At 39.3% G+C, this 24,604-nt stretch carries 17 protein-coding genes; 10 read left to right on the top strand and 7 right to left on the bottom strand.

Features of this window, described 5'->3' with window-relative positions:
* The first annotated feature begins 199 nt into the window (after nt 1–199).
* Together FHS59_RS19825 and FHS59_RS19820 are read left to right on the top strand one after the other, a co-directional pair.
* Nucleotides 200–2,251, top strand: a complete 2,052-nt coding sequence (locus FHS59_RS19825) for a glutamine--tRNA ligase/YqeY domain fusion protein (protein ID WP_184497348.1) — start codon at nt 200–202, stop codon at nt 2,249–2,251.
* A gap of 164 nt (nt 2,252–2,415) precedes the next feature.
* Nucleotides 2,416–3,255, top strand: a complete 840-nt coding sequence (locus FHS59_RS19820; protein WP_184497346.1) for an SDR family oxidoreductase — start codon at nt 2,416–2,418, stop codon at nt 3,253–3,255.
* Between the two features lie 67 nt (nt 3,256–3,322).
* Here the strand turns inward: FHS59_RS19820 and FHS59_RS19815 are convergent, their stop codons facing one another.
* The gene (locus tag FHS59_RS19815; protein WP_184497344.1) at nt 3,323–6,145 is read right to left on the bottom strand and encodes a hypothetical protein; all 2,823 of its coding nucleotides are present in this window, start codon (nt 6,143–6,145) and stop codon (nt 3,323–3,325) included.
* Nucleotides 6,146–6,295: 150 nt separating this feature from the next.
* On the bottom strand, nt 6,296–8,320 hold the full coding sequence (locus FHS59_RS19810; protein WP_184497342.1) for a M13 family metallopeptidase: 2,025 nt from the start codon (nt 8,318–8,320) through the stop codon (nt 6,296–6,298).
* Nucleotides 8,321–8,750: 430 nt separating this feature from the next.
* On the opposite strand from FHS59_RS19810, the gene FHS59_RS19805 reads away from it, so the two are divergent.
* The 3 genes from FHS59_RS19805 to FHS59_RS19795 all read left to right on the top strand — a co-directional run bounded on the left by FHS59_RS19805 (nt 8,751) and on the right by FHS59_RS19795 (nt 13,489).
* On the top strand, nt 8,751–11,813 hold the full coding sequence (locus FHS59_RS19805) for a VPS10 domain-containing protein (RefSeq protein ID WP_184497340.1): 3,063 nt from the start codon (nt 8,751–8,753) through the stop codon (nt 11,811–11,813).
* A gap of 47 nt (nt 11,814–11,860) precedes the next feature.
* Nucleotides 11,861–12,274 (top strand): hypothetical protein, encoded by a 414-nt coding sequence (locus tag FHS59_RS19800; protein ID WP_184497338.1) that lies wholly within the window; start codon nt 11,861–11,863, stop codon nt 12,272–12,274.
* Between the two features lie 174 nt (nt 12,275–12,448).
* Nucleotides 12,449–13,489 (top strand): MBL fold metallo-hydrolase, encoded by a 1,041-nt coding sequence (locus tag FHS59_RS19795; protein WP_184497336.1) that lies wholly within the window; start codon nt 12,449–12,451, stop codon nt 13,487–13,489.
* 12 nt (nt 13,490–13,501) lie between these two features.
* Here FHS59_RS19795 and FHS59_RS19790 read toward each other — a convergent pair whose 3' ends face one another.
* Both FHS59_RS19790 and FHS59_RS19785 read right to left on the bottom strand, forming a co-directional pair.
* Nucleotides 13,502–13,975, bottom strand: coding sequence for a hypothetical protein (locus FHS59_RS19790; protein ID WP_184497334.1), 474 nt, complete (start codon nt 13,973–13,975; stop codon nt 13,502–13,504).
* 12 nt (nt 13,976–13,987) lie between these two features.
* On the bottom strand, nt 13,988–15,508 hold the full coding sequence (locus FHS59_RS19785) for a M20/M25/M40 family metallo-hydrolase (protein ID WP_184497332.1): 1,521 nt from the start codon (nt 15,506–15,508) through the stop codon (nt 13,988–13,990).
* A gap of 177 nt (nt 15,509–15,685) precedes the next feature.
* On the opposite strand from FHS59_RS19785, the gene FHS59_RS19780 reads away from it, so the two are divergent.
* Nucleotides 15,686–16,804, top strand: coding sequence for an XdhC family protein (locus FHS59_RS19780; protein WP_184497329.1), 1,119 nt, complete (start codon nt 15,686–15,688; stop codon nt 16,802–16,804).
* The gene (locus tag FHS59_RS19775) at nt 16,801–17,391 is read left to right on the top strand and encodes a nucleotidyltransferase family protein (protein WP_184497327.1); all 591 of its coding nucleotides are present in this window, start codon (nt 16,801–16,803) and stop codon (nt 17,389–17,391) included. Before FHS59_RS19780 ends, FHS59_RS19775 begins: the two co-directional genes overlap by 4 nt.
* 25 nt (nt 17,392–17,416) lie before the next feature.
* On the opposite strand, the gene FHS59_RS19770 is transcribed toward FHS59_RS19775, so the two are convergent.
* Nucleotides 17,417–18,562, bottom strand: a complete 1,146-nt coding sequence (locus FHS59_RS19770) for a cysteine desulfurase family protein (protein WP_184497325.1) — start codon at nt 18,560–18,562, stop codon at nt 17,417–17,419.
* 164 nt (nt 18,563–18,726) lie between these two features.
* Between FHS59_RS19770 and FHS59_RS19765 the strand changes: the two genes are divergently transcribed.
* Nucleotides 18,727–19,080, top strand: a complete 354-nt coding sequence (locus FHS59_RS19765; protein ID WP_184497323.1) for a hypothetical protein — start codon at nt 18,727–18,729, stop codon at nt 19,078–19,080.
* Between the two features lie 148 nt (nt 19,081–19,228).
* Here the strand turns inward: FHS59_RS19765 and FHS59_RS19760 are convergent, their stop codons facing one another.
* Nucleotides 19,229–21,394: a xanthine dehydrogenase family protein molybdopterin-binding subunit gene (locus FHS59_RS19760; RefSeq protein WP_184497321.1), complete on the bottom strand. Its 2,166-nt coding sequence runs from the start codon at nt 21,392–21,394 to the stop codon at nt 19,229–19,231.
* Between the two features lie 5 nt (nt 21,395–21,399).
* On the bottom strand, nt 21,400–21,855 hold the full coding sequence (locus FHS59_RS19755) for a (2Fe-2S)-binding protein (RefSeq protein WP_184497319.1): 456 nt from the start codon (nt 21,853–21,855) through the stop codon (nt 21,400–21,402).
* Between the two features lie 209 nt (nt 21,856–22,064).
* Between FHS59_RS19755 and FHS59_RS19750 the strand changes: the two genes are divergently transcribed.
* Nucleotides 22,065–23,204, top strand: a complete 1,140-nt coding sequence (locus tag FHS59_RS19750) for an MBL fold metallo-hydrolase (protein ID WP_184497317.1) — start codon at nt 22,065–22,067, stop codon at nt 23,202–23,204.
* A 179-nt stretch (nt 23,205–23,383) separates the two neighbouring features.
* Nucleotides 23,384–24,532, top strand: coding sequence for a Gfo/Idh/MocA family protein (locus tag FHS59_RS19745; protein ID WP_184497315.1), 1,149 nt, complete (start codon nt 23,384–23,386; stop codon nt 24,530–24,532).
* The last annotated feature ends 72 nt before the right edge of the window (nt 24,533–24,604 follow it).

Raw genomic sequence — 24,604 nt, 5'->3', positions numbered from 1 at the left:
ACTGCAATAGGCGATTGATAATCAGTATTATAAAGCAGGTTGGGTAGGATTTCATTGACTTAGACGATGTTTTGAAATCAAATAAAATCTAAAAAATGCATCCATTTTATTTAAGACTAACTGCTAGATTCCAATTCGATTTCAATTTCCCGTTGCAAATACACCCATTTGCCTTAATTTTGATTTTCAATTTTGATCTATGACTGAAGAATCCGCATCTCTTAATTTTATCGAACAAATAATAGCAGACGATTTGGCGGCAGGTTTTGACCCGAAAAAACTCCGGTTCAGATTTCCTCCCGAGCCAAATGGTTATTTACATATTGGTCACGCAGCATCTATTTGCCTGAATTTTGGCTTGGGTTTGCAACATAACGCCCCTGTCAACCTGCGCTTTGATGACACGAACCCAAGCAAGGAAGAGCAGGAATATGTAGATGCAATCAAGCGCGACATACAATGGCTTGGCTTTAAATGGGCTCAGGAATGTTATTCTTCTGATTATTTCCAGCAGATGTACGATTGGGCTGTCCAGTTGATCAAAGAAGGAAAAGCCTATGTAGATCAGCAATCTGCTGAGGCAATGGCTGAGCAAAAGGGCACTCCTACTACTCCGGGAGTTGCTGGACCATATCGAGATCGATCAGTCGAAGAGAACCTTGATTTATTTGAAAGGATGAAAGCCGGTGAATTTGAGCAGGGAAGTTATGTCCTCCGTGCCAAAATCGATATGGCTTCTCCAAATATGTTGATGCGTGATCCACTTTTATATAGGATTGTTAGAAAGGCGCATCATCGAACAGGTACAGAGTGGTGTATTTATCCTATGTACGATTGGGCTCATGGAGAATCTGATTACATCGAACAGGTTTCTCATTCCCTTTGTACGCTGGAATTTAAAATGCACAGAGAGCTTTATGATTGGTTCTTGGATCAGATTTATGATCCTGCATTATTGAGACCAAAGCAAAGGGAATTTGCCAGAAGAAACCTTTCTTATACAGTCATGAGTAAGAGGAAGTTGCTGGAATTAGTAACCAGCAAAACTGTGACAGGCTGGGATGATCCAAGAATGCCAACTATTTCTGGTTTGAGAAGAAGAGGTTATACGCCTGAATCTATCCGCAAATTCTCTGATCTCTCTGGAATTTCTAAGCGTGATTCTGTGACTGATGTTTCCTTATTGGAATATTGTATCCGTGAGGATCTGAACAAAACAGCTACCAGAGTGATGGCCGTTTTAGATCCTGTTAAGTTGGTAATCACCAATTATCCGGCTGGAAAAACAGAAATTCTATCTGCTGAAAACAATCCCGAAGATCCGAATTCCGGAACGCACGATTTACCATTTAGCGGTGAGTTATTTATAGAAAGAGAAGATTTCAAAGAAGAAGCTGGAAGCAAGTTTTTCAGATTGACTTTAGGAAATGAAGTTCGTCTAAAAAGCGCTTATATCATTAAAGGTGAGTCAGTTGTGAAAGATGCTGAAGGCAATATTCTGGAGATTCATTGTACAGCTGACTTAGATTCAAGGTCTGGAAGCGGAACCGAAGCAAGCACCAGAAAGGTAAAAGGAACTTTGCATTGGGTTTCTATTCAGCATGCGATTAAAGCGGAAGTTCGTGAATACGACCGTTTGTTCCTAGATGAGGCTCCAGACAGCCATGAGGACAAGAACTTTATGGAATTTGTGAACCCTGATTCCCTCAAAGTAATCAAAGAAGCATACCTGGAGCCTTTCCTGAAAGATGCGACTTTGGATGATAAGTTCCAGTTCCAAAGATTAGGGTATTTTACCTTGGATAAGGATTCAACTGCTGATAGTTTGGTGTTTAATAAGACGGTTGGTTTACGTGATTCTTGGGCCAAGCAACAACCTGCTCCTACTCCACAAAATCAGCCAAGTAAGCCAGCAAATCAAGGAGGTGGACAAGCTCAAGGACAAAGATCTGCTTTGAATGAAATCCAAAAGATAGCTAAGAAGTATACTAATCTATCTGGAGATAAGTTGGCAGCGGCAAGAGCTGATATAGCGAAATTGGCGGAAGAAGTTACTTATGAAGAATTAGAGCCATTATTCAACACTGCTGCTAAGAAAGTTGGAACTCGTATTGGAGTGATGATTGCTTTAGGAGTATTATTGAAAAAAGGTCAAGAAAGAAACGCTGAAATAGATGCTTTTATAGCCTCTGGATTGGAAGATGGAAATGAGGAATTGGTGAAAGAAGCGAAAGCAGTCAACAGTAATTAGTCAAAAACAGTAGTGCTTAGCTGTCTTCCTAAGCGGAATTATTAGATAAATAAATGCTCGTAGATTCATTCTGCGAGCATTTTTTATTTGTTGAGTTTTCCGGGAAATTGACAATGTCAGGATTTTAGTAAATTGATATACAATACTTTATCAATTAACTTTTTATGAGTTTAAAATCACATTTTCAAGGAAAAGTCATCTGGATCACTGGAGCATCTTCAGGTATCGGTGAGGAAATGTGTTATCAATTCTCAGATTTTGGAGCAAAGCTCATTATTTCAGCTAGAAATGAAGGGAAACTAAAGCGAGTAAACTCTCAACTTCCTAGAAATCCCGGTTCAGCCAAAGTTTTACCTATTGACTTGGAGAACCTTTCTGAACTTCCGGGTAAAGCCAAAGAAGCCTTGAGTTTTTATGGAAGGATTGATATTCTCATCAATAATGCAGGAATGGCTGTTAGAGATTTCGCTATCAACACCTCAATCGAGACAGATCAAAAGCTGATGAACATCAATTATTTTGGAGCTGTGGTTTTGACAAAAAGCCTATTGCCTCGTTTCATATCCCAAAAATCCGGGCAATTGGTGGTAGTCAGTAGCCTTTCCGGAAAATATGGTGTTCCAAAATTAGCGGCCTATTCTGCTCCAAAACATGCATTGCATGGATTTTTCGAATCTTTACGAAGTGAATTGATGGATTCAGGAATTTCCATTTCTATACTTATTCCAGGGATAATTCAGACTGAAATTACCGCCCATGCAGTCATGGGGCAAGGAGAAAATTATGGAAAAGTAGAAACAGCATTTAAAAAAGCCTACCCTACTGAAAAAGCCGTAAGGGAAATGATCAGAGCTATTTCAAAACAAAAAGAGGAATTTTATGTAGGAGGAATGGAAGGAGTCACCCTTTGGCTAAATAGGTTTTCGCCATGGTTGCTTCGTCGATTCATTCGAAACCATCCTTTAAAAAAATTAAGAGCTATCAAGAAAAAAATCGGATTGTAATCTGATTTCCAGAAGAAATAAATGGTGTCTATTCAGTGCTATTTATTGGTTTTTATGCTTGGACATGTTATTGGAAGCTAATCCAATGATCACTATTTGCCGGAACAGTTACTTCAATTTCGACTGAGTAATCTCTGCTTAAAGTGAGTTCCAGAGTTTCCTCGTTCTTGTTTTTGGCGATTGTTTTATCCTGTAATCCCGTGTAGTATAATGGAACTTTTATTTTTTGGGTGATGGCGTGATCCGTTGGATTATACACCACCAACATGCCTTTTTCTGTTCCTTGCGGATTTACATTTAACCAGTAATCCAAGTCTTGTCCATTAGCACGTTTTAGATGGATAATATCTCCTTCCAAAACCTCTCTGTGTTGCTTGAACCAATCCACCCGATTTTTGACCATGGTTTTGGTTTCTTCTGTGTCAAATAAACGTGGGCCTCTGTAGCATGCCTGAACTCCAGCTCCTAGATTGCTGGCGATCATCATTTCATAATGCGCCAAATGCTCGTTCAATGGTTCGATTGTAGCTGCAGCTCCGCCACCTTGGTATTCTGTCAAAGGAACGAACATCCAACCCATCGTAGATGTTTTTTCCCAAGTCCCATCATAGATATTTTGTCGGGCATGCACCAATTGTTGGTTTCGGGGAAGACTCCAGTTTACTTCACGGTATCCCATTGCAATTTTGTTTCCCCCTGTCATAAAATAATAATCAGGAATATTGAGATAGATACCCTTTCCTCTAGACCATTTGTAAAATTCAGAAATCATTTGATATTGATTCCAGCGGCTATCGGCTAAGCCTTTATGACCGGGATGATCCTCTGAAGCGCAAACATCCCCAGGATAAGACCCATCATGTTCTAATAGCGTAAAGCCAGTTTTATCATAGAAATTATACAGTTTTTGAAAGTATTCTTGTCCCCATTCACTAGCCAAACATGGAGAGTTGCCAAAAGTAGGTCGCATTCCCTCTGGCATAAGCACATCGTTTTTCTTATCGATACTTCGGGAAGCCAATAAGGAATAACCACCGATTTCTACTCCTTTGCTTTTTGCATAATCAGCATATCGCTTCATTTCTGCTAAATACTCCTCACTGTCATCCTCGATGTTGAAACCACTGCCAAAAGTCAAAATCACCATTTCAAAGCCTACTTCTGATGCTTGGTCTATCGCCTTTTTCACCTGCTCCCAATCCGCAAATCTGGCATGCATCATCAATGGATTTTCTGTTGTCCAAGGGGCAAGAGTTTTATACATTTTGCGAAGCGAGAGTCCTTGTCTTTCACGATCGTAACTATCATAAGGCAGGACAAATGTTCTAAAAGAGTTAAATTTCTTTCCTGGCTCTAAATCCTGATCTGGTCCATAACTTGGACTGACTTTCAATAAACTTGGTGTTTGTCGGAGGTAATTCACCTGAGTGAAATATTCGGGATCAGGAAGCCAATTTACGACATGGGCATTCGCATCTTTTGCCTTCATACTGGCAAAAGCAAAGTCGGTTTCTACATGGATATTTGGAGTTTGAATGACTGTTTTTTCTCTTAATTCCACCACGGATTCGTACTCTACAGCCGCGATGATTTCGCTGGTGAAGTCTCCGATAGTAATTGATTTGTCGCTCTTATTTTCAACTGTTATCCATTTGGCCATCACTGGAATTCCGTCATAAATCTCATAATGGACTGAAACAGTTACATCTTCTGGATTTAGGTTGTTTTTGATGGTAGTATCTAATTCTCCATACATCGCAAAATCCAACACCTGCATTCTGACCAAATCACCTAGTTCTGAATCATCTTTTTTGTTTCCCTTCCCATCAGTTTTTCCGATTCTTATTTGGGTAGGAAGGCTAGAAAATGAAGGTAACCTCTCAATAGTTTCCCAATCACCGTTTTTAGGTTTTGCTTCGCAAAGGACTCCCTCATTGGTGATTCTAAACCGAAGCGACCAAGGCGAATTTAAATCAAGCTTTTGCCTCCCTCCTGCTGCTCTGAGTTGTTTTTCTCCATCCCAAAGTCCAAACATAGACACACCATCGTCGTACTCATTTCCTCCTGGTTTGAGGTAAAATTTGATTGTGCTATCAGGCCAAACCAAGGTAATTCCTGGGCCATATTCTCTTGATTGGTCGGTACCAGTATTAAATGTGGCTTCAATGATTTTCGACCTTGGGTCAAAATCTCTTTCAATAAATACGGAAGTGTTTCCAGGGGTATATATTTCTCCCATTTTCCCCTCATTTTCAAAAGAGGATCTTGGATGACTAGAGGATGTATTGACGATCCAGGAATCATCGAGGGTGTTAAAATCTGTATTATAGAGCATCTCCCTCCCCAGGAAACTTGGAAGAGGTTCATCAGAAGACAATAAGTCTTTTGATTCAGGAAGGATGAAATCAAGACGGAGATGTGCTCCTTTCGGTGGCCAAGCTGCGTCTAAATTCCCATGACGAACTTTTGCCCAATCAAAAGGTGCTTGAGTTTCCATGATTTCATGACCTGCATATTGCATTGCCGAAGGGGAATTACTGAGTTGATCAATCCACTCTTCTTTTAGAAATGCATAATTTGGTTGTCCTTTTAGGCCTCCAACCTCATAATTAACCCCATTTATCTTTACTTCTGCTTCAGGTTTTACTCCTCTGAGAAATGATTGGCCACTATACAGGTTATCTAATTTGATAGTAGCGGCATTTGGAGAGATTTTTATCACTCGTTCGATCAGTCCATTGGAAAGAGTGATCTTATCTCCTGATTCCTGGATGTGAGATTTGTAAGAAGAGTTATCCAACAACCAATCAGTCTGGGCATGTGAAAGGGTTGTGATAAAGCAAAGTATTACAAAAATGAGCTTATTGAAGGTTTTGGATTGGGTTTTCATGTCGGAGAAAAAGGTCTAAACAAAGAAAAGAAGCTGAGGCCAAATGAAAAAGGAATTTCCACTCTGGTTTTTTAAAAGCCAAAAAACCTGAACCCAATGGATTAGGGTTCAGGTCTTTTTTATAGATATCAAATGGAATGAATTCAGGGATTACCAGATTTTGATTCGCTCAGTTTCTGCTTTGAAGTTTTTATCTCCCGGTTGGATTGGGAAGGAAGCATAGAAAGGATCAAAGTTCATCAGCGGGCCATTAACTCGCCACATAGCAGGAGAATGGGAATTAGTATTTACATAGGTTCTCATAAATTCATCTCGCACTTTCACTCTCCAAATATTGGCGATCGATAAACAAAACCGTTGATCCGGTGTATAGCCATCGATTTTGGTGGTGTCTTGCCCTTGATCAGTCATTTTGAAAGCATCATAGGCTATATAAATTCCACCGTTATCAGCAGTATTTTCTCCAATGGTCATCGCACCTTTTACATGCACACTATCCAAAATGGTGAAGGTATCGTACCGATCGATTAATTGCTGGGTTTTCGCTTTGAACTTGGCATAATCTTCTTCTGTCCACCAGTTTTTCACATTTCCATCCTTGTCAAATTGCGCTCCCTGATCATCAAATGCATGCGTTAATTCATGTCCGATAACCATTCCTATACCTCCATAATTGACAGCATCATCGGCATACAGATCAAAATATGGGTATTGAAGAATTCCTGCCGGAAAGACAATTTCATTCAAAGAAGGATTGTAATAGGCAGTAACTGTGCTTGGTGTGGTTCCCCATTCATCTCTGTTTGGTGCTTTACCGAATTTCTCTAATTGATAACGGCTTTCGTCTTTTCTTAATGCCAGCACGTTTTCAAAATATTTCCCTCGGTCAATCGAAACTGGATACTCTCTCCAAACATCAGGATAGCCGATTTTCTTGTTGATTGAATATAGCTTTTCCTTGGCTTTAGCTTTGGTACTATCACTCATCCAATCCAATTGATTGATTCGATTTTCGAAGGATTTTTGAAGATTGTTGACCAAGTCTAAAACACGTTTTTTGGCATCTTCATTAAAATACCTTTTCACATAAAGTTGTCCCAAATCAAATCCCAATTGTCGATCCACTTGCTGAACCATTTGTTGAGCTCTTGTCAACTGTTTGGATTGACCAGAAACAACTTTGTTATATTCAAAAGAGGCATTCTCAAAATCAGTACTCAGATAACTCGCATAAGTAGAAAGAGTATGTGCCTTAAGGTAAGTCTTCCAATCATCCAAAGGAACAGAAGAAAGCATGGTATTTAATTTCTCATAATATGCAGGTTGGCGCATATCAATAGAGTCAGCATCTAAACCTAGCGTCGCCAATATTGACTTAATTCCAAGATTAGGGTTGCTCTTTTCCAGTTCTGCAACGGCCATCTTATGGTAGTTTTCCTTGACCACTCTTCGTTCAATTCGGGTTTTATGGGATTCAGCTAATGACTTTTCGATTGCATAAACTTCACTAGCAGCTTTAGCAGCTTCTTCTGCATTACTTCCTGTCATCTCAAAAAGCGTTGCGATATAGGTCTGATAAGCTTTCTGAATACCCAACGTGGAAGAATCTGTTTTGAAATAATATTCCCGATCCGGTAGTCCAATGCCTGTTTGACTGAGATGTGCAATGTTGATACTGCTGTTTTCATCATCTGGAGAAATGCTTAATCCAATCAATGAACGCGTGTTTGACTGAAGTTCAGATGCGATAAATTGATGAAGACCATTCAGATCAGAAATGCTTTGTATTTGATCTAAAATCGGTTTTACCGGCTCATAACCACGGGAATTGATAGCCGTAGTATCCATTCCCGAAGCATAAAAGTCACCGATTTTTTGCTCAATGCTACCTGCAGGATGTTCAGAAGAGGAAACTTCATTGAGAATATTCTCCAATAACTGCTTTTGGGGAATATTCAGGAAAGAGTATGATCCAACACCTGATTGATCGTCTGCAATTTTTGCCGAATCATACCAAGTTCCGTTGACATGCATAAAGAAATTATCTCCCGGTTTAATGCCTGGATTGATCTCATCAACTTTGATAAATTGTCTTTGAGCTTCTGCTTGTTCCTTACTGGATTCTGTACCGCATGCTGCGAATAGAATTAAAGAGGCAATGGCTATTTTTTTCATAAAAAAAGGTGGTCGTTTGAGGGAATTTAGATCAAATTCACAGCTTTTCCATGGTGATTTATTTAAAAAGTGAAAAAGAGGGATTAAACAGTTAACTGGGATTTAATCAAAAAAATCGCCTCATTTCAAAAGATGAATTGGGGCGATTTTTTAATTTCTATTTATTGGAAAATCCTTCTACCAAAAAAAAACCAGAATTAAATAAACTCTGGTCTTTTTGTCTTATAAACTCATTTATTTCTAATCATTAAATTACTAATGATTGATTCCTTAACATACGAACCCTTAAAATGGTTTGGATTTACTAAACTTTAAATAATTATTTTTTATCCTGATTTCCGAAGAATAAGATAATTATACCGTCCAAAAAAAGTATTTGCTCATCTTCGATTCACTTTTTGTAATTTAAGATTACATAACCATCAACCAAATGAGATACAATTACAAATCGCTTCAGGCATTGCTAATATGCTTGGGTATAGGATTTTCGGACTATGATGCATTGGCTCAAAGTCAATCCAATCCTGTGGATCCATCTTTTTACAGTAGTTATAGCTGGCGCAATATTGGACCTGATCGAGGCGGTCGATCCTTAGGAGCTTCCGGAAGTCCTGGAAGAAAAAATGAATATTATTTCGGCGCTACAGGTGGAGGACTTTGGAAAACCGTAGATGGAGGAAATGAATGGTTTCCTGTGACAGATGGAAAAATAACCTCTTCCAGCATTGGTGCTGTGGCAGTTGCCGAAACCAATCCTGATGTAGTTTACATTGGAGGAGGCGAAACCCAATTGAGAGGTTCCATTACACAAGGTGACGGAGTTTACAAAACCACAGACGGAGGAGAAACCTGGAGACATATTGGGTTGAAAGAAACCCAAGCGATTTCCAGAATCAGAGTTCATCCGACCAATCCTGACATAGTATATGTAGCGGCTTTAGGACATCCATATGGAGAAAATGAAGAAAGAGGTGTTTTTCGATCTACAGATGGAGGAAATACTTGGGAGAAAGTATTGTATGTCAGTGATAAAGCTGGTGCAGCTGATTTAATAATTGATCGAACGAATCCCAATGTCCTATATGCCTCAACTTGGCAAGTGTATAGAAAAGCCTGGAAAATGTGGGGAGGTGGACCAGATTCCAAACTTTGGAAGTCTACCGATGGAGGAGACACCTGGACGGATTTGACTTCAAACTCAGGAATGCCAGAAGGACCTATTGGAAAAATTGGGGTAACTGTCTCCCCTGCTGATCCGAATCGGGTTTGGGCAATTGTGGAAGCTAATGAAGGTGGTGTATTCAGATCAGATGATGCAGGAAAAACTTGGAAGCGAGTAAACGATGAAAGAAAGCTTAGACAAAGAGCATTTTATTATTCTAGAATTTATGCCGATCCAATCGATAAGAATACGGTATATGGCTTGAATGTTGATTTTTGGAAATCTACAGATGGTGGAGAGACTTTTGATGTAGAGATTTCGGTTCCTCATGGAGATAATCATGATCTCTGGATAGATCCAAATGACCCAATGCGGATGATTTCCTCAAATGACGGTGGAGGAATTGTCAGTATCAACGGTGGAAAAACCTGGACTGAAGAAGATTACCCAACTTCCCAGTTTTACCATGTTATGACTACTTCAGATGTTCCTTATCATGTAGCTGGTGCTCAGCAAGATAACAGTACTTTGGCTATGCCATCTGAAGGCTGGAGACATATGCTTGGAAGTGGTCCAGGGCATGGCTATCATTATGCTGTTGGAGGTGGAGAAAGCGGTTGGATTACTCAAAGTCCTACTGATCCAGATGTCTTTTATGCTGGTTCCCAAGGTGCTTTATTGACGAGGTATAATCGTAAGACAGGCCAATACAGAGATATTCAGGTCTATCCAAGATTCTTTTCAGGCGAACCTGCTTCTGCCCTACCTGAGCGTTGGCAATGGACTTTCCCTATTATGTTTTCACCCTTGGATCCAAGTATCATGTATACTACTTCCCAGCATGTTTGGAAAACCACGAATGATGGACAAACTTGGGAGAAAATCAGTCCAGATTTAACATATGCCGATCCAGAAACCTTAGGTAAAACCGGTGGAGTGATCACCATGGATATGAATGGCCCAGAGATCTATGCAACAGTATTTGCTTTAGCTCCTTCTATGCATGATGTGAATACGATTTGGGCGGGATCAGATGATGGAAAGGTACATATCACTCAAGATGGAGGAAAAAACTGGGTGGACATCACACCTGCTGATCTTCCTAAATTTTCTAGAATAAGCATCATTGATGAAGGAAAATTCGCTCCTGGAACACTCTATTTGGCAGCAAATAGATATCAGGTTGATGATAGACAGCCCTATGTTTTCAAAACCAAAGACTTTGGGAAAACCTGGACGAAAATCATCGATGGAATCGAAGATGGGCATTTCGCCAGAGCAATTCGTGAGGATTTACAGAAACCGGGACTTTTGTATCTAGCTACGGAGCATGGTGTGTATGTTTCATTCAATGATGGTGCTGAGTGGCAATCCTTACAATTGAATTTGCCGGATACTCCTATTCGCGATCTTGTTTTGAAAAATGACGATGTGGTTTTGGGTTCACATGGTAGAGGATTTTGGATTTTGGACGATATCAGACCTTTAAGAGAGGCTGTGGAGGTTACCAAGAATGATGAGGTTACTTTGTTTAAACCTGCGAATCCTATTCGTGGCGTGTATAATGCAGCAATTCAATATTACCTGCCTGAAGAAGGCGAAACTATAACCATTGAGATCAAAGATGCTGATGGGAACCTGATCAATACCTATACTGGTACCAAAGGCAAAGAAGGAAGAAATGCTCCAGCATTGAAGGCTGGTTTGAATACTTTCACTTGGGATATGCGCTATCCTGGTGCCACTGTTTTTGATGGAATGATCATTTGGTCTGCAAGACCACAAAGAGGTCCTATGGCTCCTATCGGTGAGTATTTTGTCACTTTGAAAACAGGTGAGGTAGAAAAAGAAACATCCTTCGAATTGGAAATGGATCCGAATCTTGAAGGCGTAACTGCCTCGGACATCCAAGAGCAATTTGATTTGGCGATTCAGATTCGGGACAAAGTTTCTGCTGCAAATGAAGCGGTAATTTTGATCAGAGATATTAAGTCTCAGGCGAAGGATGTGAAAGCAAATGCGAAAGTCAAAGCACAGATTGATGAACTTCTTGCAAAACTTCAGGTTGTCGAAGAGGATTTATATCAGGTTCAAAATCAGTCTGGTCAGGATCCACTCAATTTCCCTATCAAGCTGAACAACAGATTAGCTTCCCTTCAGCGTAGTGTGGAATCAGGACAAGCCAAACCAACGGATGCGGCTTATGTTGTATTTGAGGAGCTTTCGGCTGAACTTGAAACCCATCTAACGAAGTTAAATGAGATCTTAGATTCAGAATTGAAGGAAGTGAATGATAAACTTCCAAAGAAGATTTCTCTCGATAAGAAATAATAACAATGCAGCAGGTTTCGGATTTCGGAACCTGCTTTTTTATAATAATGCCTACTTATCCTTCCATACAGAAACTGAGAGAGTACCAAAAGCAAAATGGAATCAAAATTTCCCTTTTGGGATCTAGAGATGAATTGCTTCATGTTTTATTCGGATCAAACCAAGGTGAATGGAAGCTTTTTATTCTAGATGAGGCAGGTGATTTTGATGAAAAAAATCAATTGGTTTGCCTATATCTAACCTTAAAGTCGCTGGAAGACTATGTGGAGGAAACCGATTTTCTGGCTTGGTCTAACTTTTATGGTTTAGATGATTTTGATCCCTTTTGGCTTGATTATTATAAAAGTCTGGACAAAATCCGATATGAAATCGAGTTTCATTTCGGAAAGATTGACTCCTTCATAGATTCTCTTGATTATGAGTTAAGAGCCGGAGCTTTTCAAGAACTGACAAAAAAATAATATTGGATTTCAAAATGTGAAATTCCCATCTATTCGATTTCTCAAGTACCTGTTCATTAAAATAAATCAATCTACTTGTAGAATGATTTGAATATTTACTGAACCTAGGAAGTTAAACTTCAGTTTGAATGATAGTCTATTTTAAAGTAGATAACAGACTGAAATTGAATTTAGATGAAAAAGCAATTTGGCGGTAAAGTCACCAAGAAGGAGATTGAAAAATTCCAAAAAGTTAAAAACTGGGATGGAGAGAAGTTCCTGAATCTGGAGCCCACAAGTATGGATTTTAGCTTTCAGGCTTTGCCAAAATTTCTTTACAAACAGTTTTGTGAAAAAGAAGGACGTGAGCCGAAACAAAAAATTCCAGTTCAGGATTTTGATAAAGAAGCCTTTTTAGCTCCTTCGGAGAAAGCAAAATTTATCTGGTATGGTCATTCTGCATTGTTGATTCGCATGAATGATAAAACCATTTTAATTGATCCGATGCTTGGTCCAGATGCATCTCCAATTGCTCCATTTTCTACCAAAAGATTCAGTGAAGGGACTTTGGATCTTATTGATCAGTTTCCTGAAATTGATTTGCTTTTGATGACACATGATCATTACGATCATTTGGATTTGAAAAGTATGAAGCGCTTAAAGCCAAAAGTGAAGCAGTTTTTTGTAGGTATGGGTGTTGGAAGACATTTGGATAAATGGGGATTTGATCAAGATTTGATCACAGAATTTGATTGGTGGAAATCTGAATATTTCCATGATCTTCAAATTATTTATACCCCAACTAGGCATTTTTCTGGTCGTGGATTATCAGATCGAGCCAAATCTATGTGGGGAGGATGGGTACTTAAATCTGAACATGAAAATTTATGGTTTAGTGGTGATGGTGGCTATGGATCCCATTTTGCTGAAATCGGGGAAAAGTTAGGTCCATTTGATTTTGCTTGGATGGAATGCGGCCAGTACAATGAAAATTGGAGCTTGATCCACATGTTTCCTAATGAAAGTGTGCAAGCTGCGATCGATGCAAATGCTCGGAAGATTATGCCTGTTCACTGGGCCGGATTTTCTTTGGCACAACATCATTGGACCGAACCTGTAGAAAAGTTTATTGAAACTGCTGAGCGAAAATCCATTAGCTACCTCTCTCCTAGATTAGGTGAATTAGTTCATTTGGATGAGGATAAAAGCACTGATTTTTGGTGGAGAGAATTGTAAATAGAGGATTTTTTATGCCAAGTCCTCTATTCTTCCTTCATAATCAAACTGCAAGTCTTCATGTAAACCAGAAATGATTTTTTCGGCTTTGGCAACCTGGGTTTTATAGAGATTATCGATCACCTGATTTCCATGTTTCAAAAACCCGTACTCTTTTATCTTTTCGCAGAAAAATAAAAGCACCTCAATCTGATCTGTTTTCTCTTTACTGAGCTTCAAAAGCTTATTCATTTTTCTACGAATCTTTTGAGCCGATTTCTTTGCATAGTAGGAATGATCGCCTCTTGCATTTTGAAATTCCATTTCCAAATCTTCCTGAACCATCTGAACGTACAGATATGGCTGGTCTCTTCCATATAATTTGAAAAAAAGATAAGCTTTATTATCCCTGCTGAACTTACTGAGATCAATTATATAATCTCTAAGCTCCTTCTCGTTCAGATAACTTAATTCTTTTTTGATTTCCGCTAAGCTGGGAATCTGCATTTTTATGTTCTTTTAGTTAAAAGGAATACTCAATAGCGCCAAACAAGTTTGAATTCCCTCCAGATAATTTCCAATTCTTATATTTTCATTGGGTGCATGAATGCTATTATCAGGATTAGGAATTCGAACTGAAACAGCTGGAACCCCCAAAATATTGATAAATGGAGCCATGGGTTGTGATCCGCCGGTAGTTCGGGTATTGATATAATTCGTTCCGAAAACGTAAGACATTCCATCTTTTAACCAATTGGAAAATGGTGAGTCCATTTCAGCCCTGAAAGGATCTGAACCCAGTCTAAAATCGAAGGAAGCAAGTTTTGGATATGTTTTCCTCTCTTCATCAGTAGGTTCGCCGTCCACTAAATGATATCCATGATCTATCACAAATTGACGAAGCAGATTGATTTGTCTTTCTGCTGGTGTTTCTTTTACTAGTCTCATATCAATTTCAGCAATTGCTTCGGATGGTATCAGCGTTCGAACTTCCTCTCCTACCCAACCTGCACGGATCCCCCTAACATTCAATGATGGAAATTGTAAGGCCTCCTGAAGTGAGTTTCCGACTTTTTCTGATTCTGCAAAACCCAATTCATTTTCTATAGTTTCCAAATCTTCCGGAACTTCATTCATCGCTTTGATTTCAGCATCGGTAAATTCGATTCCGGCATAAAAATCAGGAATCAAAACTTTTCCATTTTCATCTTTAATAGCTGCCAAAAGTCTGGAAAGAGCGAAAACAGGGTTTGGTGCAAAATTTCCATATTGCCCGGAATGCAGATCATTTTTAGCACCGAAAACCTTGATGGTAGCGGTAGCAATACCTCGTGCTCCGTAAGTTAGGTTAGGTAAATTGGAAATATGGCGGGTACCATCCATGATCAATATCCCATCGGATTCAAATAATTTTTTGTTTTCAGCAACCACATCTGCCAGTTCCGGTGAACTCATTTCCTCCTGAAAATCCAAGATAAACTTCAGGTTGACCGAGGGTTCATTCCCAGTTTTATCTAGAATATCCAATGCAGTAAGAAAAGCCATCCCCGGACCTTTGGAATCAGAAGCTGATCTTGCGAAGATTTTCCATTCTGGGTCAATAGGTCCTTCTAGAAAATTCCAATTGATCTCTTCCCAACCATCCCCTACTTTCATTTTCAAAGCTGGTATATAAGGACTCTCCTGATCCCATGCTGAAGAATCTACAGGTTGCCCATCAATCTGCATATACACCAAAATGGTTTTCTTTTTTGGGTCAGATTTACCTTCGGAAAATAGATGTGGAATAGATCCTGATTTCAATACTTTTGTTTTAAACCCTCGGCTTTCAAAAGCATCCTTACACCATTCAAGATTTGCCTGAATATCAGCAGGAGTTTTTCCATTATTGGGGATACTGAGATATTCTCTGAAGGTTTGAAGCGATGTCCTTAGTTCCTTATTAGATTCCAAAATGATTTCTTCTTTGCTGAGCTGCGCAAAGCTAAACTGGCTGGTAAAGCAAAAAAACAGGATGAAATAAAAACAGATTGATTTCATAGGTAAGTTAGATCAATTTGGAAATTAGCATTTTTAAAAAAACCTTTTCCAAAAATCAGTAAAAGAAGTTTTTCAAATAATTTCATGCAAAATTCAAACGATTTACTGATTTGGAGCTTTAATCATTGAAATTGATAGTAAGCAAGCTTATCTTAAACCCAAACTAGAGCCCAACTGATGAAAGAATTTCAGGCCATTATCCAAGCGTATGAACTTTATAAAAATGAAAACAAGCCAATTGCATTGGCAACAGTCGTTCATGTGGATGGATCAGCCTACAGAAGACCTGGTGCAAGGATGTTGGTGTCGGAAGATGGGGATTTAACCGGAGCGATCAGTGGTGGCTGTCTTGAAGGAGATGCTTTGAGAAAAGCTCAATCTGTGATTTTCCAACAGAAATCTATGTTGGTAACCTATGATACTACCGATGAGGATGATCAGAAATTTGGAGTTGGTTTAGGTTGCAATGGGATTATTCATGTTTTGATAGAGCCGATTGATTATCAAGACTCTATGAATTCTGTTTGTCTTTTAAAGAGGGCTCTTTCAGATAGAGACGTGTGCACTTTAGTCACTGTTTTTTCAATTAAAAATTCCAGATCTGAGCAAATTGGAACAATACTATTATCAAAAAATGGAGCTCTTGAAGGACATTCGGATAAATTAGAGTTCACATTTTTTCAGGCTATTTCTGATCAAGTAAAGGATACAAATCAAAAGAGTAGTTTGATAAAATCTTATCCTGAATTCGATTCTATACAGGTGTTTTATGAAAAAATCAAACCTGCTACTCGGCTCTTGTTATTTGGTGCAGGGAATGATACAATTCCTATTGTTCAACTAGCGGAAATTCTAGGATTTGAAGTGATTGTGATTGATGGTAGAGCTAATCATGCGACAACTGGACGTTTTCCAAAAGCGAAAGAAATAATCGTGGGAACAGCAGATGAAGTGGTAAATAAATTGCCAATGGATGATCAAACTGTGGCTTTGTTGATGACCCACAATTTCGAATACGAATGTGTGGTATTACGGCAGCTTATCAATTCCCCTCTTCCCTATATTGGAATCTTGGGACCAAAAAAGAAATCTGAGAAGATGATTCAGCGATTGGAAAATCAAGGAAAATCCGTGAAAAAGGATAACCTTTACTCCCCGATGGGTTTGGATATCGGAGCGGAAGGCTCTGAAGAAATAGCTTTATCGGTATTAGCTGAAATCAAAGCGGTTTTGGCAGGAAAATCAGGAAACTTCTTAAAAGACAAAGAAGGTCCAATACATGAAGAAATAGCATGAACAGTCCAAAAACAGGGATTATCATATTAGCAGCCGGAGAATCATCCAGATTAGGATATCCAAAACAAATCGCCAGATTTCAAGACAAAACCTTGCTTCAATGGGCAATTGATGCAGCAAATGGAGCCAATGTGGATAAAAGGGTATTGGTTTTAGGAGCTTTTAAAGACGAAATAAAAAAGACTTTTTCAGGTGCCAGTATTCCAAATATTCCAAATCCAAATTGGGAAAAAGGAATGGCTTCGACGTTGGTAAAAGGGCTAGAATATCTTCAAAAAATCAATCCTGTAGATCAAGTGATTATCATGCTATGTGATCAGCCTTTTGTGGATGCCAAAATCCTAAATAAGTTGATAGCAGCTCAGCAAAAGTCTGGAAAGGGAATAGTAGCCTGTAAATACTCCAAAACCTTTGGGGTGCCGATTTTATTTACGAAGAAATATTTTGCTGAACTGGAAGCCTTGACGGGTGATGAAGGCGGTAAAAAAATTGCCTCGGCAAATGAAGATGACTTGGAATTGGTGGCTTTCCCAAAAGGGAAAACTGATGTGGATACCGAAGCCGATTTAAGGGATTTAAACCTTTAAAACCAATCTTTTTAGACACAATTGACTAGTCTCCTCTTAGAGCCTGGACTACTTTCTTTACCCAATCCACTGTATCTAAAATATCCTGTTCCGAAGTTCCTTTTCCTAAGCTGAATCGAATGGAGGCTCTACCCAAATCTGATTCCATTCCCATTGCTTGAAGGACATGGGAAGGTTTTGGAGAAATACTGGTGCAGGCGGAACCGGAACTTACAGCGACCTTTTGGCAGACTTTTCTGAGAAGTTCCTCTCCTTCTACACCTTCAAATGATAGATTGCACACATGGGGCAATCTGTTTATTTGACTTCCATTCAAAATTGTACCCGGAATTTGTAAAAGGCTTTCTTCCAGTTGATTTCGTAGCAAAGACAATCTGGAAATCTCAGTCTCCATTTCTGCCTGTTTTAATTCAGCGGCTTTTCCCATTCCCACAATTCCAGGAACATTCAAAGTTCCTGATCTGAACCCTTTTTCGTGACCGCCACCGTCAATTTGAGCAATTGGTTTCGGGAGGTTATGATTATGCCTGATATATAGTGCCCCTACTCCCTTTGGACCGTAAAATTTATGGGCTGAAATAGCCATAAGATGAATACCTGAAACTGAAATTGGAATTTTTCCAGCGGCCTGAACAGCATCTGTGAAGAAAATCAGGCCATTATCATCTGCGATTTTTGCAATCTCTTCAATTGGATGAATTATTCCAGTTTCGTTATTTGCCCACATTAGGGCAATCATTTTGGTCTCTGGCTGAATGGATTTTTTGAGAAGTTCTAAATCCAAACTTCCATCTTTCTCTACAGACAAATAGGTAACGACAGCCCCTCTCTTTTCTAATTCGGCAAAGCAATCCAAAACAGCTTTATGTTCTGTCTGACAAGTGATATAATGCTGCTTTTCGCCTTGATAAATTTCAAATATCCCCTTGATGGCCAGATTTATAGCCTCTGTAGCTCCTGAAGTGAAGATGATTTCCTTTGATTTGGCTCCCATTAAGTTTGCCACTTTCTCTCTAGCGATTGCTACTGCGTCTTCCGCAACCCAGCCATAAGGATGACTTTTGCTAGCAGCATTTCCAAAATGCTCAGAAAAATAGGGAAGCATTTCCTGTACAACTTCCGCTGCGCAAGGCGTTGTGGCATTGTAATCTAAATAGATGGGATAATTCATCTGATTATTTGAGTTTTACTAGGATCATCTACTATCGAAATTTCTATTATTCGACAAGAGAAATCAAATTAGAGGTTTCAGTTGAAGTATAAAAGTCTTTATTTACGAGGAACTAATTTCCTACTAACTTCCCTTTTCCTTAAGAGGAATTTAAACATAATCTTATGCAAGAATCTTGGGCTTTTCAATTAAGTGAACCAAATACAAGTGATTTTTCAAATTCCATAGAATCCACATTAAAGAAGGAGGAGAAAGATTTAGGGATTTTCCTTTCATTTTATTTCAAAAAAGAAGGTGCAGTAGCTGAAAAAGTGATTCTGAAAGATAAACCAATATTTAATTCCAATAATTCTGGAAAGCTAACCCTTGAGTTTGATTTGGTTCATTTTAATGCTTGTCTGGCAATTCATGAGCAGAAAAGAGATCAAATAGATGTTGATTTTTTGATCGATGAAAAGCAAAATAAATTAACCTTGACTGGCCCTTACTGGCCAGAAAGAGGAGTTGATGATATCTGAGATTGAATTGAAAAACTGAAACCTAGTTTGCGATCGTTGAGTCAAAAAAAGGCACATTTCAAATGAATGAAAAGTGCCTTTTTAAATTGATAAGACTTAATTTCTAAAATACTAAATCTTATAGCATACATCTTATATCAAAAATCCATTAGGATCTTTTGATTACCAGATTCAGATCCTCGAACTCCTTCTGTTCAATAAACGGTTGAGTTCTTAGTCTTCGTTCAGTTGCTTTGTAAATAGCATTGGCGACAGCCCCACCTGTTGGTGGCAAAGCTGGCTCACCCAATCCTGTTGGATCAAAACCACTATCAACATAATGCACATCGATCTGGGGAACTTCCTTCATTCGGATTAATCGATATTTGTCAAAGTTCTTTTGAGTTGGTAAACCATTCTCAAAAGTCAGGTTTCCATACATCGCATGTCCCATTCCGTCTACAATACCGCCTCTTACTTGATGATTGGCTCCTGTTGGATTGATGACCATTCCACAATCGGTAGCTGCAGTAATTTTCTTGAGAACAGGAGCTCCGTTTTCCATCTCAATATCAGCAACTTGTGCCACATAGGTTCTATGAGAGAAATAAACTGAGAATCCTTGACTTACATTTGGATTTTTACCCCAGTTCGATTTTTCTGCTGCAGTTTTGATTACTCCAATCATTCGATCTGCATCATATCCAAGCTCCCCTCCTACAGGATTTGCCTTTGCTTTTTCCAATAAAGCCAATCGGAATTCCACAGGGTCTTTCTTTGCAGCCATAGCTACTTCATCCAAGAAAGATTGCTCTGCATAGGCTAAGAAGTTAGTAATTGGAGCTCTCCAGGCATTTGTAGTGATAGGTGATTGATGATCTATACTTTCAATCAAAACGTTGTCTACAGCTCCAGAAGGGAAATTGTTCTGTCTGGTGCTATTGCCAGCGTTAATTCCAGCACCTTTCAGCTTATATCCGATCATATTTCCATCTGAATCGAGCGCTGCTTCAAATCGATATCTAACGGCAGGGCGATAAGCTCCACCAGTTAGGTCATCCTCTCGACTCCAGGTAACCTTTACAGGAGCATTGATTAATTTGGAGATTTTTACTGCTTCATCCGCATAATCAGCTCGCAATCTTCTTCCAAATCCTCCTCCCAATCGGGTGATTTCCACGGTAATATTTTCCTTAGGAATACCTAGAATTTCTGCGGCTGAGGATGCTGCACGGTCTGGAGTTTGAGTTGGTCCGATGAGTTCAGCTGAGTTTTCTTTGACATGGGCAAAGAAATTCATTGGTTCCATAGGTGAATGTGAAAGGAAAGGACATTGGTACTCAGCGGTAACTACCTGAGCAGCATTTTTAAATGCCATGTCCACATTTCCATCTCTTCTTCTTTCTTCTGCTTTTCCAGAATCCAGCATTTCTCTGAAAATACGATCATGGTCACTGGTGCTTTCCACCATGCCATCTGGCTCATATTCTACTTTCAAAAGCTTTTTAGCTTTCATCAATGGCCAAGTGGAATTTCCAATTACCGCTACGCTATTATCGAAAGTCACTACTTGAGAAACACCATTAACAGCTTTGGCAGCGGTGTCATCCACAGATTTAATTTTCATTCCAAAAGGAGGTCTCTGGACCATAGCATGCATCATGCCTTCTCTATAGAAATCCAGACCGTAAAGTGGTTTTCCGGTATAAATCGCTCTGCTGTCTACATTTTTGACAGGAGTACCTATGATTTTGAAATCCTTTTTATCCTTTAGAACCACATCTTCCGGAGCTTCGATCATTGAAGCTGCAATGGCCATATCACCATAACTGGCTTCTTTACCACTTCCTTTGTGAAAAATCATTCCTTCTGAGGTAGTGATTTCTTCCGCTGGCACAGCCCACTCATTTGCGGCAGCCGCAACAAGTAAATACCTAGCTGTAGCCCCGGCTTTTCTCAATCTTTCCCAAGAATGAGGCATAGCTCCCGATCCACCGGTAAGTTGTCTGTCAAACTTTTCAGTGTCCAAATTTGCCTGGAGCACTCTTACTTTCTTCCAATCTGCATCCAGTTCCTCGGCAACTACCATAGGAAAAGAAGTTTTGATATTCTGGCCCAATTCGGGGTTAGGAGAATAGATGACGATATCACCACTTGGTGCAATGCTGAGATAAGCATTGAAATTTTTAGCCTGGGAAAGTACCTGCTCATCGGAAAGGACTTCCATTTTTGGAGAGTCACAACCGAGCCAGTTAAAACCGATGAATAAACCTCCTGCTGTAGTTCCGGCGATTTTTAGGAAATCCCTTCTATTAGTCTTTGTCAGTGTAGCCATGATTTTTAGATTTTAGCAGCTTTTGCGACAGCTTCCCGAATTTTATGATATGTTCCGCATCGGCACAGATTTCTGTTCATCGCATTTTCAATTTCATCCATACTTGGTGAAGGATTTTTCTTTAGAAATGCGGCAGCGTTCATAATCTGTCCTGCTTGGCAATAGCCACATTGGGCCACGTCAATCTCTTCCCAAGCTTGCTGAACCGGGTGGTCTCCTTCTTCAGAAAGACCTTCGATGGTGGTTACTTCATCCGAACCTACACTTGAAACGGGCATACTGCAGGAAAAAATTGCTTCTCCATTTAGATGAACTGTGCATGCTCCACATTGGGCTATCCCACAGGAGTATTTAGTTCCTACAAGTCCCAGATGATCACGAAGAACCCAAAGTAATGGAGTATCTTCTTCTACGTCAACGGTATGGGTCTTGCCGTTAATTTTAAGATTTAAAGTTGCCATGGATTATGTTTTTATATGGTTAATTTAAAGAATATCAAGGCTTAAGAAAAGCCGTTTGTATAAAATCGAAAAGGCTCATTAGGTTGGTAACAAGATGCAAACTTTCCTGTTTGATAAAAAATTGTCTTTTTTCATCTAAATGGCATCTTTTTGCTCATTTTTCAGTTTATCCTTTTGCGTAATTTTTAAAAATCACTCATCTCATACCTATGCTTCAATCTTCTGTGAAGATTCTAAGAAAGATCTTATTGGTTTTATTATCCCTGAGCCTAATCCTATTTCTAGCTAGTTTCCTGTTTGTCACTTTCAGTCCTCAGTTTGGAGGAAATCCAAGTGAGGAGCAAATGGAATCCTTCGAAAAACTGGATCATTATTCCAATGGGGAGTTTCATAATTTGATTGAAACTAACATGGACATGGATGTCGGTAAAGCTATAAAAATGCTTCCGGAATTCTTTAAAAAAGATCCAACACGTGTACCTGATTTTGAAATCCCAATTGTCAAAGTTGATTCCATAGATCTGACTAAAACAAACATACCTACCCGATTGATTTGGTTTGGACATTCAGCATTTTTACTGCAAATCGACGGTAAAAATATCCTCTTGGACCCCATGCTAAGTGAAGTTCCAGCGCCCCATCCGATGTTAGGGAAAAAGCGCTTCAGTAAAGAATTACCCATACAAATTGAAGAATTACCTCAGATTGACATGATCATTTTCTCCCATGATCATTACGATCATTTAGATTATGAATCGGTGCAAAAGCTGATGGGGAAAACCAAAGAATTCTACGTGCCATTTGGTGTTGGTTCGCATTTGGAGGCTTGGGGAATAGATAGATCAAAGATTCATGAAATGGATTGGTGGGATGAAGTACAAGTAAATGGATTAAAATTGGCTTTCACTCCTTCTAAGCATTTCTCAGGAAGAGGTTTGAATAACCGCTTTTCAACGCTTTGGGGATCTTGGGTGATCAAAGGAAGTTCGGATAATATCTATTTCAGTGGTGACGGTGGTTACGGGCCTCACTTTAAGGAAATCGGAGAAAAATATGGTCCTTTTGACTTTGCCATGATGGAATGTGGTCAATACAATGAGCGATGGAAAGAAATTCATATGATGCCTGAAGAGACGGCACAGGCTGGAAAAGATATTCAGGCCAAGGTGATGATGCCAATTCATTGGGCGGCATTTACTTTAGCAATGCATTCCTGGACAGATCCTGTGGAGCGAGTTTTTAAGAAAGCTGAGGAGATCCAGATGCCTGTTTTTGTACCAAAAATTGGGGAATACATTGATTTGAATGGAAATCTACAAACTCAAGAATTTTGGTGGATCAAACCATGATTGTTTCCAAAGTATCCTGATTTTCAGTAATTAATCTTGATTTCATTGATTTTTTTCCAAATGCGAGACAAAAATCAAAGACTTGATAAAAAATTGATAAACTCAAGATGCCTCTTTTTTAAAGCATTTTTCCTAATTTGACATTTTAAAATTCTATTTAATTCAACCTAAAAAAACCTATGTCTCAGACAATCAAAGCTGCTATCGTGGGAACCGGATTTATCGGCCCAGCTCATTTAGAAGCACTTAGAAGAATTCCAAATATCGAGGTAACTGGCCTTGTAGAAGTGAATCAAGAGGTAGCAGATGCCAAAGCCGCAGAGCTTGGAATCCCAAATGCTTACACTTTTGAAAATATGCTGAAGGATGAGAGCATTGATGTAGTACATATTTGTACGCCAAACTTCCTTCACTTTCCGCAGGCAAAAGCTTGTATGCTTGCTGGCAAACATGTGGTTTGTGAAAAGCCACTTTCCATGACCATTGAAGAAGCTGAAGAGCTTGTGAAAGTGGCTAAAGAAACTGGATTGATCAACGCAGTTCATTTCAACTTAAGATATTACCCAATGGTACGCCAGATGCGTGTGATGCGTCAAAAAGGCGAATTGGGAGATGTGTATTCTGTGATGGGTTCTTACCTTCAGGATTGGTTAATCCACAAAACTGACTACAGCTGGAGATTGGATCCAAAGCAATCTGGTGGTTCTAGAGTAGTGGCTGATATTGGGTCGCACTTATTGGATATGACTGAGTATGTGACTGGTCTGAAAATCACTGCTGTAATGGCTGATTTCTCCATCGTACACCCTACCCGACTAAAGCCTTTGAAAGCAGTGGAATCCTTCTCTGGAAAAGCGCTTGATCCAAAGGATTACGAGGAATATGAAGTGACTTCTGAAGACTACGCTACCATTATGCTTCGCTTTGACAATGGACGCACAGGATCTATTGTCGTAAGTCAGGTAAACGCAGGCCGTAAAAACCGTCTGAATATTGAAATCTCTGGCTCCAAAGCCAATTATGAATTCAATGCTGAGAAACCAAACGAACTTTGGATCGGTAAGAGAGACACTGCAAATTCAATTTTGATGAAAGATCCAGCTTTGGTTGATGAAGGAGCCCGTTCATTGGTAAGCTTCCCGGGAGGTCACCAAGAAGGATTCCCAGACACTTCTAAACAATTGTTCAAAGAAGTTTATGCAGCTGTGAGAGAAGGCAAACAGCCTGAATCACCTACTTTCCCAACATTTGCTGATGGATTGAGAGAATTGATCATCGGAGAAGCAATCGTAGAAAGTAATGCCAAAGAAGCTTGGGTAAAGATTTAAAAGAAATAGACGGCTTTGTTAAAGTCTCTAATAAAGTCGGTTAGAAGACTTTCAATTTTGATAAATTGTTGT

This window comes from Algoriphagus iocasae (assembly GCF_014206875.1).
GTDB lineage: Bacteria > Bacteroidota > Bacteroidia > Cytophagales > Cyclobacteriaceae > Algoriphagus > Algoriphagus iocasae.
This window is presented reverse-complemented; position numbering and strand designations above follow the sequence as displayed.